We start from the raw sequence: 13,622 nt of genomic DNA on the forward strand, positions 1-13,622 counted from the left end.
CCCCACCCAACGGATCCTAAGGGGCCCGCATTCCCGGTGTGTCCGGGCACACGGAGTACCCGACACCGCACACAGATGCCAACCGAAACCCGGTCAGGGAGAGTCCGACGCGGGAGCCCTCAGGGGCGTTCGTACGAACGGGTCAACAGCACCGAGCCGGGCACGACCGACGCCTTCTTCACACAGGCGGCATCGACGATATAGGCCGTGACCTTGGTGCGGGCGGAGGCGTCGGGGGTGACCACCAGATAGACGAGGGTTCCCCGGTACACACCCTTGTCGGAGGCGAGCACGGGCTCGTCGGTGTGGATGGCCTGTTCGACGCAGCTCGGCACGCTGCCGGTGGTGTCCTGGAAGGTCCTGTTGGGCTGCATGCCTGAGGACCCCGTCGTGTCACCTTCTGACTCGGCGCCCCAGGGCTTGCTGCTGCCAGCCCGGCTCCCGCCCGTTTTCTGCCCGGCGAGCAGGTCGGTCACCTGCTTCTCCAGGGTGCCTCCGGCGTAGGTGTGGGCGGCGTCGGTGTGCTGCTCTGTAGCCCTGTTCGGGGTCTTGCCCGTGTCGCTGCCGCCCAGGGTGTGCACCAGCAGGGCGCCCAGGCCGAGGGCTGCGGTTGTGAAGACGGCTCCCAGGGCGACGGCCCTGCGGCCACCGCGGCGTGTGCGCTGTGCACGGCCGGGTCCCGTGGCCGCATGGCCGTGGCCCGAAGGCCGGCCGGTCGGCGAGACGGACGATGTTTCACGTGAAACATGAGGGACGGCCGACTCCGCGGGGGAAGTCTGCGGGGTGCCGGGTGTGGTCGCGTCCAGCAGGGCCTCCGCGGCAAGCGCGGCGTCGATGCGCTCCGCCACATCGTGCGGCATACGCTGCGGTCCCGGCAGCGTGCCCAGGAGACCGCGGATCTCCTCGAGGGAGTCATACACATCGGCGCAGAGGGCGCAGTCCTCCAGATGTCGCCGCACGTCCGCGGTGCGAGACACCGCAAGGAGACCTTCACTGAGGTCGGAGAGTTCTTCGACGTCCGGGTGCCCGGCCGTGCCGGTCGTGGATGTCACGCTCGCCCACCTCCGCCCTTCACAGCAGCTGAATCGCTCGACCCTGTGTCACGTGGGCCCGCTGGGGGTGGGACGGACGCCCCCTGCGTCCGGTTCCGCCCGCCGTCGGACTTCTTGCCGCCCTGGCCGCTGCCCTCCCTCCGTAGATGGGTGAGCAGCGGCAGCAGTCTGGCTCTGCCGCGGGCACAGCGGCTCTTCACCGTGCCGGTCGGCACATCGAGGATGCGGGCGGCCTCGGCCACCGGGTAACCCTGCATATCCACCAGGACCAGGGCGGCCCGCTGGTCTGCCGGCAGAGTGCCCAGGGCTTCCAGCAGCTCGCGGTGCAGATCCTTGCGCTCGGCCGGGGCGGAAGCCGCCTCGTGCGGCTCCAGGAGCTGCTCCAGCCGTTCTGTGTCATCGACGGGCGAGGTCTTCCTGGAGGCCGCCTTGCGGGCGCGGTCCAGGCAGGCGTTCACCGTGATCCGATGCAACCAGGTCGTGACGGCCGACTGCCCTCGAAAGGTATGGGCGGCCCGGTAGGCGGAGACAAGGGCGTCCTGGACGGCGTCCGCGGCCTCCTCACGGTCCCCCAGCGTCCGCAGGGCCACGGCCCAGAGCCGGTCACGGTGGCGCCGCACGAGTTCACCGAAGGCGTCGGGGTCGCCTGCGCCATGGCGGGAGAGGAGGTCCTGATCGCTCGCATCGCCGTATTCGGCTTCACCGGCCATCGGCCATCGGCCCCCTCCCCGTCAATGACTGTTCAGCCGATGAACTTCAGGTCCGTTATGGCCTGCTTATAGCCTGGGTCGCTGTACGAGTCACCGGGTGCGTACGGCAGCGCGGTGAACCACACCAGTACGTACCGGCTCTTCACCGACTTGGTGACCTTGACCTGTGCGGTGGTGCCGGTCGTCTGCACCGAGCCCAGTTTCGTCATCGAAGTCAGCGGCACCGATGAACTCATCGAGTCGGTCGCGTAGAGCGTGACGGTCGTGTGGTCGCCGCCGAACAGGAGCCCTATGGAGGCGCCGGAGACTGCCTGCGCGGAGCCGAGGTCGTAGACGATGCCGACGCCGGGCTTGAAGACTGGGTTCAAGTCCGGCCCTTCCTTGTAGCTGGCGGTACGCCAGTAGGTAGAGCTGTTGCCGTCGTACGTCTTGGCGACGTCCTGGGGGTGCTGGGCGTCGCCCTTCGCGACGTACTCCTGCGCGCCCTGGATCTTGAGCGGCGTGACCGTCTTCTTCTTCTGGGCACCCGACTTGTCGTTGCCGTCCGTCGTCTGCGTCTGGTTCGTGTTGTTGGACTTGTCGCCCCGGTCCATCAGAGCCTCGGCCAACTGCCAGCTCCCCAGCCCCAGCGCGGCGATCAGCAGTGCGGACACGACCCACTTGAGGGCTTTGCCGGTACGGCTCTGCAGCGGGGGCGGCGGGGCCGGCACGGGCTGGGTGATGCCCGGACGGGCCGAGGGGCGGCCGTACGTGCCCTGCTGGTACGTCGTGCGCTGGTACTCCGGCGGCGCCGCGAACGCGGGCTCAGGGGGGCGGATGCGGGGCATCTCACCGATCGCCTTCGCCAGCTCCTCGGGCGTGGTGCACGGGGACTCATGGCGGGAGGCGGTGGCGCCGTTGTTGGCCAGTGCCCGCATGGAGAGCTCGGACAGGCCGCGGTGGACCCCGGCGCGCACCTGGTCGGGTGCGATCAGGCCGACGCCCTTGGGCAGTCCGGACAGGCCGTATGCGTCGTCCTCGTAGGGCCAGCGCTGGGTGAGGGCGGCGTACAGGAGGGCGCCGATGGCCTCCGTGTCGGTGCGCTGCGGGGTGTCGGAGCCGATACCGCGCAGCGCGGCGTTCACGGCCAGGCCCCGGATGCGCCACTGGCCGGAGGAGGTGCGCAGCACGGTCCCCGGGTTCAGGCGCAGATGGGAGAGCCCCTCACGATGGGCGGCGGCCATCGCCTGGGATACATGGGTGACCATCTGGTAGGCGTCGTGGGCCTCCAGCGGGCCCGAGGCGAGCAGCGTGGTCAGCTCGGTGGCGTCGGGCAGCCACTCGTGCACGACATAGACGAGGTCGTTCTCCTCGACCGCGTCCAGGACCTGCACAAAGCGGGGGTCGCCGAGCAGCGCGGACGAGCGGGCCGCGGCCAGCACGGAACGGGCCCGTGGGTGGACCGCCGGCAGGACGTGCACACCGACGGCGCGGCGGAGTTTCTCGTCCACCGCACGCCAGCTGCTGAACCCGTCCAGACGGGTGAGACATTCCTCGAGACGGTAGCGTTTGGCGAGCTTGTGGCCGCTGTGCAGCTCGGGGGGTGAAGCCTTTCCGGGATGCTCGGTCCCGCCGCCCCCCGGCGACTCGTCGCCGTCCGTGTCCCGCTCCCGCTTCTGGGCCACCCCGTCGGACGTGGACTGGTCCGCCTTGGCGGTCAGCGGCTCGTCGCCGCTGTTGTCTGCCACGTCGACGGCAGCCGTGCTCCGTTCCGCCACCGTCGTTCCTGCCTCCCCATCCGTTGCGCGCTGTCCGACGCAGAAACCAATTGTGCCCACAGTCCGCCGCTATGCACGACACACAGCGACGCACGATGGTTGTGCGCGTACCCCCGCCTCAGCGCCCCAGGCGCCCGCGGACCATGCCGACCATTGAGTTGAGCTCCTCGATACGCATCTTGCGTGCGGCCACGCAGAAGACAACGAGGAGAAGAGCGCCACCGCCGATCAGGGCGGCGAGCGAGCCGCCGACGCCCTGGCCCAGCGTGTGGCCGATTTCGTAGCAGGCGGCCCCGCTCAGCAGAGCGGCAGGCACCGAGGCGATGCCCAGGCGTGCGTACGTCCGCAGCACTCGTGCACCGTCCAGATCGCCGCCCAGCCGCTTACGCAGCCGCGCCCAGGCGACTCCGACGCCGATCGCGTACGCGAGGCCGTAGGAGGCCGCCATGCCGACCACGGCCCAGCGGGCCGGGAGCAGGACGTAGCAGGCGGCCGAGGCGCCGGCGTTCACAGCGGCCACGATGACCGTGTTGTAGAAGGGGGTGCGGGTGTCCTCGTACGCATAGAAGGCGCGGAGCACCACGTACTGCACCGAGTAGGGGATCAGGCCGAGGCCGAAGGCCATCAGCATGTAGCCCATGTTGGTCGCGGAGCCGGTGCCCGAGGAGCCGAAGATCAGGGTGCACATCGGGATGCCGAGCGCGACGAAACCGAAGGCGATCGGCACGATCGCGACGGCCGTCGTGCGCAGGCCCTGGGAGATGTCGTCCCGGACGGCGCCGCCGTCCCCCTCGGCGGCGGAGCGCGCGATGCGCGGCAGCAGGGCGGCCATCAGGGAGACGGTGATGATGGCCTGCGGGAGGCCCCAGATCAGCTGGGCGTTGGCATAGGCGGCGAAGCCGGTGCCGGGGAACTTCCTGCCGGCGTGCTCACCCGCGGCGGTGGACAGCTGGCTGACGACCATGGCGCCCGCCTGGTTCGCCAGGACGAAGAGCACGGTCCACTTGGCGAGCATGGCGGCCTTGCCCAGGCCGTGGCCCTTCCAGTCGAAGCGCAGGCGCAGCCGGAAACCGGTCTCGCGCAGATAGGGAATCATGGCGAGGGCCTGGACGACGAGACCGAGCAGGACACCGACGCCGAGGAGACGCTGGCCCTCGGGCGGAATGGTGTCCACCGTCATCCCGGAGTGCGCGGCGCTGCCGTAGACCCAGAGGAACATGCCCAGCGTCACGATGATGACGATGTTGTTCAGGACCGGCGTCCACATCATCGCGCCGAACTTTCCACGGGCGTTGAGAACCTGCCCCATCACCACGTGGATGCCCATAAAGAAGATCGAGGGCAGGAAGTAGCGGGTGAAGGTGACGGCGACGCCGTCGGCCTGCGGGTTGGTCGCGACCGAGTTCGACAGCACCCGCACCAGGAGCGGCGCGGCGAACATCGCGAGGGCCGTCAGCAGGCCCAGCGCCACCATCACCAGCGTGAGGAGACGGTTCGCGTAGGCCTCGCCTCCGTCGTCGTCCTCCTTCATCGCGCGCACGAGCTGCGGCACGAAGACGGAGTTCAGGCCGCCGCCGACCGTGAGGATGTAGATCATCGTCGGGAGCTGGTAGGCGACCTGGAAGGTGTCACCGAGCACGCCGACGCCAAGGGCCGAGACGATCAGCGCCGAGCGGATGAAGCCCGTGAGCCGGGAGACCATCGTGCCCGCCGCCATCACGGCGCTGGACTTCAGCAGGCCCGAGGCGCGCCCGCCCTTCTTGGCGGGGGGCTCGGGTACGGCGGCGGCCGGTGCGGCCATGGCGGCCGCCTCGGCGGCCGCTCCGGGCGTGGACGCGTACGCCCCGGGCTGCGGGGGCGTCGCGGCGTGGGCCGGCTTCTGGAAGGGGGTCTCGGGGCCCTGGCCCGGAGCGGGCGCGACAGCCGGCGCGGGCACGGACGCCGGCTGCGCGTACGGCTGACCGCCGCCCTGCTGCTGGTCGCGGAAGAGGTGGGCGAAGGCGTCCGGCTCGTGGTGTTCCTCGCCGGCCTGGGTGACCAGGTCGTCGACACCCACGTACTGGGTCGTGCGAGGGTCGTCGCCGTAGGGCAGGTACTGCGTCGGGCCCGCCGGCTCGGGCGCGGGCGGCTGGGCCCACACACGGGGGTCCGGGGCGTACTGCGGCGTCGGCGGCTCTCCATAGAGCGGCTGCTGCGGCTGGTAGGTGCCCGGGGGCGGCGGGGGGTGCGCGGCGCGGTCGTAGAGGGCCTCGGTGACCGGATCCTGGGCGGAGAGGTCCTGCGCCCGGTAGGGGTCCTGCTGGTAGGCGTCCTGGAGGTACATGTCCGCCTGGGGGTGCGGCGGCACCTGGCCGGGCTGCTGCGGGGGCGGGCCCTCGGGGTGGCCCGAGCCGCCCGCGGCGCCCTGGCCGCGGTCACCGTCGTACGGCGCGTTCATGGTTACCCCACCTCATTGTCCCCGGGCCGACCGGCCACGACGTCGCTCAACGGTCCACTCTCTCACCCGTGCTGGACGGGTCGGCGCTTTCGGGTGCGGTGTCCGGTGCCGGGTCACTCGGCTGCTCCGGGTCGTCTGCCCCCTGCTCCGCGTCCGACTCCTGTTCGGGTGCCGTCGTGCGGCCGTCGGCGTCTTCAGTGTCTACGGTGCCGTCGGCGGAGTCGTTCAGGCCCCCCTCCCGCGAGGTGGCGTCCGGGGTGCTCTGCTCCTCCTGGGCCTGCCGTGCGGCCAGGCGCTTGCGCTGGGTGTACATGCGGAAGCCGGCGAGGACCAGCAGCAGGACACCGCCCGCGATGACCAGCATCACCGTGGGCGTGATCTCCGTGACGTTCACGTCGAAGGTGACGGCGGGGCCGTAGGCCTGGCCGTCCTCGGTGAAGAGCTGGGCGACCACGGCGGCCCGGCCGTTGGCGTTGGCCGTGGTGGTGAACTTCACGGACTGGCTGTGTCCCCCGGAGACGCTGATGGGCTGCTCCGTGTAGGGGCCGTTTCCGATCTTGAGACGCGTCGGCTGCTGCGAGGTGAGCCGCAGCACCAGGTGGTCGACCCCCTGCATGAGGTTGTTCTGCACTGTTACGGGGATCGTGGCACTGCGCCCCGAGAGCTTGGTCTCCGACTTCTCGATCAGCCGGACCTGGGCGGTGAGCCCGTCGAGGTACGACTCCACGTCCAGGCGGAAGTCCGAGGCCTCGGTGGAGTGCCCTCGCCAGGAGGTGGACATGGCGCGATCTATGGCCCGCCCGAAGGGGGTGACGACCCGTGCCCGGTCGGTGAGGATCACCTTGAAGTTGTCGAGCTTGTCCTGCGTGTCCTCGACCTGCTGGAACGCGGACTGCGGCAGCTCCTCCCTGCGCAGCGAGGAGGGGTAGCGCGAGGTGGACGGCACATGCGTCGCGGCCCGCGGGTCCGGCTTGGCGTCGGTGGCCGCGGACAGCCCGGCGGACTGCGACCAGTTGCTGTCCTGGAGGACCTTCAGCGCCTGTGCCATCGACTGGGCCTGGCTCGCGGAGGGCATCCGCTGCGGGGCCACCACGATGCTGCGCTGCTTCTGCGGCTCCTCCAGGTTGGTCATCAGGCTCTGGGCCAGGAACCGCTGCACCGCCAGCGTGGCGGCGCCGGCCGAGCTCACGTCGCCCTCGAAGGCGGTCGACAGCCCGGCGTCCGCGACCACCGCCGTGGTGCCGCCCCCGATGGGGCGCGCCGAGGTCGGGGTGTAGGGCAGGCCGCCGGTCTCCTGGAGGCTGTCACTGCGGGCGATGATCTTGTCGGCGCCGGCGGAGGTGGCGACCTTGACGATCGAGGGGTCGACCGCGCCGTCCACGGGCCAGGCGAAGTCGGTCTCGGGTTTCACGTGGAGGATGGTCTCCACGGTGCTCGAGGCCACGTCCGTAGCGTCCTTGAGATGGCTCAGGGAGCCGGTGACGTTCTTGCCCTTGTGGGCGAGTGAGGCGAGGTCGGGGTCGGCGAAGGGGAGGGCCACGACCTCCTTGTCCTGGACCGCCTGCTCGAGCTCGGCGAGCCACTGCTTGGCGACCGCCTGGTTCTTGCCCGTCGTGATCGAGTCGCCGTCGCCCTTGACGCTGTAGCTGCCCGCCATGGCGTCCACGGAGGCGAGCAGGTCCGGATCGATCACCCAGGTGACGTCCAGGCCCCTGCCCAGCGACAGGAGCTGGGAGAGGCGGCCGCCAGGGGAGATCTCCTTGGCCAGGTCGTCGTTCTGGAAGACGGGTGTCTGCTGCTGGTTGGGAAGGGTCTCCGCGCTCATGTGGACGGAGGAGATCAGCGGCCAGAGGTACGTCGTCTTCGTCTTGGCCGTCGCGCTGTCCGGCTGCCAGGGTAGGAAGGTCCGCTGGATCCCGAGGACCTGCTCGTACGGCTGCGCGGAAGTCTGGCCGGAGAGCGAGACGCCGAGCTGGTAGACCCCGTCGGAGCCCAGGTCCAGCGCCTTCACGGGCACGGAGAGGGAGAAGTCCTGCGAGACCCCGGGGGTGAGCTTGTCGAAGTCCTCGACGTACTTGCCGCCGAGCTCGGTGCCGTCGAGGCCGGGCGCGAAGCCGGTACGGCGGGCGGCGCTGTCGATCGCCCCGCGACTGTTCAGGGACGGGCCGACCCGCAGGCCTACATGCGCGTCCGTGACCGTCTGCCTGCCGTTGTTGGTGACCGTACCGGAGACGGTCAGGGTGTCGCTGTCGGTCGGAGCGCTGGGGCTGACCGAGTCGAGCGCGACGCTGACCGCGCCGGAACCGCTCGCCGCCACCGGAGCGCTCTTCTCGGCGGCGTGCGCCGCCGGCCCGGCGGGCAGCTGTAGCAGGCCCGCCAGCAGGGGTGCACCCGCGAGCAATGCTCCGGTGCGCCGGAGCCACCGGCGGGCAGGTGAGGGACTCATCCCCTGGAAGTCTGCCGCCTCGGCCACGCGCTCGCCCGTCCCTCGTCGTCGTCAGTGGTCGTCGGAATGTGCGTCCAGGCATGGTAACGATGCGCGCGGAGGGGAAGTGCCGCGGTCCGCCTCCCAAGATCGGGAAGGAGGGAGGGCTGTCCTCTATAGAGGCGTATCGAGCAGGGCATCCGTACACGGTGCTTATGCGTGGTTACGGAAAGCTTGTGCGCATTTATTCGAGGCGTCCCCGCTCGCCTGGGCCACGTACCCTTTTCTGTTGTGCCGAACGCCAACGAAGACAACCCCAGTGCCCTGAGCCAGGTGCAGCACCGCGCGGTGAGTGAACTGCTACGGGTGTCCCCTGTCGCCGACGACCTCGCCCGCCGCTTCCAGGAGGCCGGGTTCTCGCTCGCGCTGGTCGGCGGCTCGGTGCGGGATGCCCTCCTAGGCCGGCTCGGCAACGATTTGGACTTCACGACCGACGCCCGCCCGGAGGACGTGCTGAAGATCGTGCGGCCGTGGGCGGACGCCACCTGGGAGGTCGGTATCGCCTTCGGAACGGTCGGTGCCCAGAAGGACGCGCGCGTCGGAGACGCTGTGCAGCGCTTCCAGATCGAGGTGACGACGTACCGGTCCGAGGCGTACGACCGGACCTCGCGCAAGCCCGAGGTCTCGTACGGCGACTCGATCGAGCAGGACCTCGCCCGCCGTGACTTCACCGTGAACGCCATGGCCGTCGCGCTGCCCGAGAAGGAGTTCATCGACCCCCATCATGGGCTCGACGACCTCGCCTCCCGGGTGCTGCGCACACCGGGCACACCGGAGGAGTCCTTCTCGGACGACCCGCTGCGAATGATGCGGGCCGCCCGCTTCGCGGCCCAGCTCGACTTCGAGGTCGCTCCCGAGGTCGTCACGGCGACGAAGGAGATGGCCGGACGCATCGAGATCGTGTCCGCCGAGCGCGTGCGGGACGAGCTGAACAAGCTGCTCCTGTCCGCCCAGCCGCGGAGCGGACTGAGGCTGCTGGTCGAGACGGGCCTCGCCGACCATGTTCTGCCGGAACTGCCCGCCCTGCGGCTGGAGCGTGATGAGCACCACCGGCACAAGGATGTCTACGACCACACGCTGATCGTCCTGGAGCAGGCCATGGCGCTCGAGGACGAGGGCCCGGACCTGACCCTGCGGCTCGCCGCTCTCCTGCATGACATCGGCAAGCCGCCGACGCGCCGCTTCGAGAAGGACGGCCGTGTCTCCTTCCATCATCACGAGGTGGTGGGCGCCAAGATGACCAAGAAGCGAATGATGGCGCTCAAGTACCCCAACGAGCTGGTCAAGGACGTCTCCCGGCTGGTCGAGCTCCATCTGCGCTTCCACGGCTACGGAACCGGAGAGTGGACTGACTCCGCGGTGCGCCGGTACGTCCGTGACGCGGGCCCGCTCCTCGACCGTCTCCACAAGCTCACCCGGTCCGACTGCACCACCCGCAACAAGCGGAAGGCGGCGGCGCTCTCCCGCGCCTACGACGGACTGGAGGAGCGCATCGCCCAGCTTCAGGAACAGGAGGAGCTGGACGCGATCCGCCCCGATCTGGACGGCAACCAGATCATGGAGATCCTGGGTGTCCGCCCCGGCCCCACGGTGGGCCAGGCGTACAAGTTCCTACTGGAGCTCCGTCTGGAGAACGGGCCCATGCAGTACGACGCCGCCGTGGCGGCGCTGAAGGAGTGGTGGGCCGAGCACGGCTCCTGAGACTGGAAGTGGAGGCATGTTTCACGTGAAACATGCCTCGGATGTGAGGGGCGATGTTTCACGTGAAACATCGGCCCTCCGGTCTGCACGGGGGCGCCCTGGTTCGGGAACGGGGCGTAGGGGTCCTCGGGGCTCCGGGCCCTGGAACGTGAATGCGTAGTCCGCGAAATACGATGCCCGCAAGCCATCGGCCCCACTGACAATGTTGAAACTCAGAGGGGTTCCACAGCCTTGATGCGACACTCAGCCGCGCTCGAAGCGGGACATGGTAGCGGCAACCGCCGCGTAGATCACGGCGACCGTGACCACCAGGGCGGCTGACCGGCCGTCAGGTGGCAGCATCAGGGCGGCGAGCCCGGCCGCGCCGACGAAGGCGGCGTTGAAGAGAACGTCGTACACGGAGAAGATCCGGCCCCGGAAGGCGTCCTCGACCGCCGACTGGACGATCGTGTCCGTGGAGATCTTGGCGCCCTGGGTGATCAGTCCCAGGACGAAGGCCGCGACCAGCAGCGGTCCGGTGGCGAACGGAAGGCCGAGCGCGGGCTCCAGCACCGCGGCTGCCGCGGCGCACGCGACGATCCAGCGGCCCGGGCCGAGCCGTCCCGCCGCCCACGGTGTCACTACCGCCGCGGCGAAGAAACCGGCACCGGACACCGCCAGCGCCATCCCCAGCAGGGCGAGCCCCTGGGCCGGGTCCGAGGCCAGGGCGTACCGGCACAGCATGAGCAGCAGGACCAGCAGCGCGCCGTAGCAGAACCGCATCAGCGTCATCGCGGTGAGCGCCCAGACGGCCTCCCGGCGCGGAGGCTCGGCCAGATGACGTACGCCCGCCACCAGGGCGCGCAGGGTGCCGGCGAGGGCGGTGCCCAGCCGCGGCGGCACTGCCGTCCGGTCGGGTCCCAGCCGGTCCGGTGCGAGGCTCAGGGAGACGAGGGCGGACCCCAGATACAGCGCCGCGCCCAGCAGGACCACCGCCGCGTCGGAGCCCGCGGCCACCAGGCGCACCAGGAAGGCGAGTCCGCCGCCCGCGGTCGCGGCGAGCGTGCCGGCCGTCGGGGAGAGCGAGTTGGCCATCACCAGGCGTTCGCCGTCGACCACATGCGGCAGTGCGGCCGACAGTCCCGCGAGGATGAAGCGGTTGACCGCGGTGACGCAGAGCGCGGAGACGTAGAAGAGCCAGTCCGGGACGTGAGCCACCATCAGAGCGGCCGTCGCACAGGCCAGCAGGGTGCGCAGCAGATTGCCGTAGAGGAAGACCTGACGCCGCCGCCAGCGGTCCAACAGGACTCCCGCGAAGGGGCCGACGAGGGAGTACGGAAGAAGCAGCACCGCCATGGTGGAGGCGATGGCCGCGGCCGAGGTCTGCTTCTCCGGGGAGAAGACGACATAGGCGGCGAGTGCGACCTGGTAGACACCGTCGGCTCCCTGGGAGAACAGCCGCACGGCGAGCAGGCGTCGGAAACCCTGGAAGCGCAGGAGGACGCTCAGGTCGCGCACGACGGACATGGGGCCCAGCCTCACATACGCGCAGGGTCCCCGGGCACACGGCCCGGGGACCCCTCACAGTTCGCAGGCGAACAGGGACGTCAGCGGTCGACCTCGCCCTTGATGAACTTCTCGACGTTCTCGCGAGCCTCGTCGTCGAAGTACTGGACCGGCGGGGACTTCATGAAGTACGAGGACGCCGACAGGATCGGGCCTCCGATGCCGCGGTCCTTGGCGATCTTCGCGGCGCGCAGGGCGTCGATGATGACACCGGCGGAGTTCGGGGAGTCCCAGACCTCGAGCTTGTACTCCAGGTTCAGCGGGACGTCGCCGAAGGCGCGGCCCTCGAGGCGGACGTACGCCCACTTGCGGTCGTCGAGCCAGGCCACGTAGTCGGACGGGCCGATGTGCACGTTCTTCTCGCCGAGATCCCGGTCGGGGATCTGGGAGGTGACGGCCTGAGTCTTGGAGATCTTCTTGGACTCCAGGCGCTCGCGCTCGAGCATGTTCTTGAAGTCCATGTTGCCGCCGACGTTCAGCTGCATCGTGCGGTCCAGGACGACACCCCGGTCCTCGAACAGCTTGGCCATGACGCGGTGCGTGATGGTGGCGCCGACCTGCGACTTGATGTCGTCACCGACGATCGGGACGCCCGCCTCGGTGAACTTGTCCGCCCACTCCTTGGTGCCGGCGATGAAGACCGGAAGGGCGTTGACGAAGGCGACCTTGGCGTCGATGGCGCACTGGGCGTAGTACTTGGCCGCGTCCTCGGAGCCGACGGGCAGGTAGCAGACGAGGACGTCGACCTGCTTGTCCCTGAGGACCTGGACGATGTCGACCGGCTCCTCGGCGGACTCCTCGATGGTGGCGCGGTAGTACTTGCCGAGACCGTCGAGGGTGTGGCCGCGCTGGACCGTCACGCCGGTGGAGGGTACGTCGCAGATCTTGATGGTGTTGTTCTCCGAGGCGCCGATGGCGTCCGCCAGGTCGAGACCGACCTTCTTGGCGTCCACGTCGAACGCGGCGACGAACTCGACGTCACGGACGTGGTAGTCGCCGAACTGGACGTGCATCAGGCCCGGGACCTTGGACGCCGGGTCGGCGTCCTTGTAGTACTCGACGCCCTGCACCAGCGATGCGGCGCAGTTGCCCACGCCGACGATGGCTACGCGAACCGAACCCATTCCGGTTGCTCCCTGTGTGTACGAGGTGAAGCCCCGACTGGACCTCACGTGGTGGTGTCGTCGGACGGATCCGGCCGGGTGCTGTCCCGGTGCCGGGGCAGGCCGCCCGTCTCTCCAGATGTGCTGCCGTGAGCGGAGCCGTCGGCGGTGGAACCCTTGAGGTCCCGTCCGGCCCGCTCGCTCTCGATGAGCTCGTTCAGCCAGCGCACTTCGCGCTCCACGGACTCCATCCCGTGGCGCTGGAGCTCGAGGGTGTAGTCGTCGAGGCGCTCCCGGGTGCGCGCCAGGGAGGCCCGCATCTTCTCCAGGCGTTCCTCCAGCCGGCTGCGGCGGCCCTCGAGGACGCGCATGCGCACGTCGCGGGACGTCTGCCCGAAGAAGGCGAAGCGAGCGGCGAAGTGCTCGTCCTCGTACACGTCCGGGCCCGTCTGCGAGAGCAGCTCCTCGAAGTGCTCCTTACCTTCCGCCGTCAACCGGTAGACGATCTTGGCGCGGCGCCCCGCGAGCGGAGTGGCGAGGGCGTCGTCGGTGGTACTGCCCGTCTCCTCGATCAACCAGCCGTTGACGACCAGCGTCTTGAGGCACGGGTAGAGCGTCCCGTAGCTGAACGCACGGAATACACCCAGTGACGTATTGAGTCGTTTGCGCAGCTCGTAGCCGTGCATCGGGGACTCGCGGAGCAGGCCGAGGACGGCGAACTCGAGGATCCCGGAACGCCGGCTCATGTGCGCCTCCTCTCTGCCGCTGTCTCGTCCGCACGGCCTTTATGTCGTGCTGATGTATCGACTCGATACATCAGCACGATAGAACG

General features: G+C 69.6%; 9 protein-coding genes. 1 reads left to right on the forward strand and 8 read right to left on the reverse strand.

Annotation, left to right across the window (positions count from 1 at the left end):
- Positions 1-119: 119 nt before the first annotated feature.
- From ACIP94_RS11280 to ACIP94_RS11300, 5 genes are all read right to left on the reverse strand, one after another.
- Positions 120-1,052 (reverse strand): anti-sigma factor family protein, encoded by a 933-nt coding sequence (locus tag ACIP94_RS11280; RefSeq protein ID WP_402422821.1) that lies wholly within the window; start codon positions 1,050-1,052, stop codon positions 120-122.
- On the reverse strand, positions 1,049-1,762 hold the full coding sequence (sigM, locus tag ACIP94_RS11285) for an RNA polymerase sigma factor SigM (protein WP_402422824.1): 714 nt from the start codon (positions 1,760-1,762) through the stop codon (positions 1,049-1,051). Before sigM ends, ACIP94_RS11280 begins: the two co-directional genes overlap by 4 nt.
- A 32-nt stretch (positions 1,763-1,794) precedes the next feature.
- Entirely contained in the window at positions 1,795-3,519 is a 1,725-nt protein-coding gene (locus ACIP94_RS11290; protein ID WP_402422827.1) for a protein kinase family protein, read from the reverse strand.
- Positions 3,520-3,637: 118 nt separating this feature from the next.
- Positions 3,638-5,956 (reverse strand): murein biosynthesis integral membrane protein MurJ, encoded by a 2,319-nt coding sequence (gene murJ, locus ACIP94_RS11295; RefSeq protein ID WP_402422830.1) that lies wholly within the window; start codon positions 5,954-5,956, stop codon positions 3,638-3,640.
- A 46-nt stretch (positions 5,957-6,002) separates the two neighbouring features.
- A complete protein-coding gene (locus tag ACIP94_RS11300) occupies positions 6,003-8,429 on the reverse strand; it encodes a DUF6049 family protein (protein ID WP_402422833.1) in 2,427 nt (808 codons plus the stop codon).
- Between the two features lie 243 nt (positions 8,430-8,672).
- Between ACIP94_RS11300 and ACIP94_RS11305 the strand changes: the two genes are divergently transcribed.
- Positions 8,673-10,142, forward strand: a complete 1,470-nt coding sequence (locus tag ACIP94_RS11305; protein ID WP_402422836.1) for a CCA tRNA nucleotidyltransferase — start codon at positions 8,673-8,675, stop codon at positions 10,140-10,142.
- Between the two features lie 243 nt (positions 10,143-10,385).
- Here the strand turns inward: ACIP94_RS11305 and ACIP94_RS11310 are convergent, their stop codons facing one another.
- The 3 genes from ACIP94_RS11310 to ACIP94_RS11320 all read right to left on the reverse strand — a co-directional run bounded on the left by ACIP94_RS11310 (position 10,386) and on the right by ACIP94_RS11320 (position 13,536).
- The gene (locus ACIP94_RS11310; RefSeq protein ID WP_402422839.1) at positions 10,386-11,648 is read right to left on the reverse strand and encodes an MFS transporter; all 1,263 of its coding nucleotides are present in this window, start codon (positions 11,646-11,648) and stop codon (positions 10,386-10,388) included.
- Positions 11,649-11,728: 80 nt separating this feature from the next.
- On the reverse strand, positions 11,729-12,811 hold the full coding sequence (locus ACIP94_RS11315; RefSeq protein ID WP_402422843.1) for an inositol-3-phosphate synthase: 1,083 nt from the start codon (positions 12,809-12,811) through the stop codon (positions 11,729-11,731).
- Between the two features lie 44 nt (positions 12,812-12,855).
- A complete protein-coding gene (locus ACIP94_RS11320) occupies positions 12,856-13,536 on the reverse strand; it encodes a helix-turn-helix transcriptional regulator (protein WP_402422846.1) in 681 nt (226 codons plus the stop codon).
- Positions 13,537-13,622: the final 86 nt, after the last annotated feature.

This window comes from Streptomyces sp. NPDC093261 (assembly GCF_044753645.1).
Lineage (GTDB): Bacteria > Actinomycetota > Actinomycetes > Streptomycetales > Streptomycetaceae > Streptomyces.

Excerpts from the sequence above, each read along its gene's own strand:
- sigM (WP_402422824.1), bottom strand. The coding sequence starts at position 1,762 with ATGGCCGGTGAAGCCGAATACGGCGATGCGAGCGATCAGGACCTCCTC.
- murJ (WP_402422830.1), bottom strand. The coding sequence starts at position 5,956 with ATGAACGCGCCGTACGACGGTGACCGCGGCCAGGGCGCCGCGGGCGGC.
- ACIP94_RS11310 (WP_402422839.1), bottom strand. The coding sequence starts at position 11,648 with ATGTCCGTCGTGCGCGACCTGAGCGTCCTCCTGCGCTTCCAGGGTTTC.
- ACIP94_RS11315 (WP_402422843.1), bottom strand. The coding sequence starts at position 12,811 with ATGGGTTCGGTTCGCGTAGCCATCGTCGGCGTGGGCAACTGCGCCGCA.
- ACIP94_RS11320 (WP_402422846.1), bottom strand. The coding sequence starts at position 13,536 with ATGAGCCGGCGTTCCGGGATCCTCGAGTTCGCCGTCCTCGGCCTGCTC.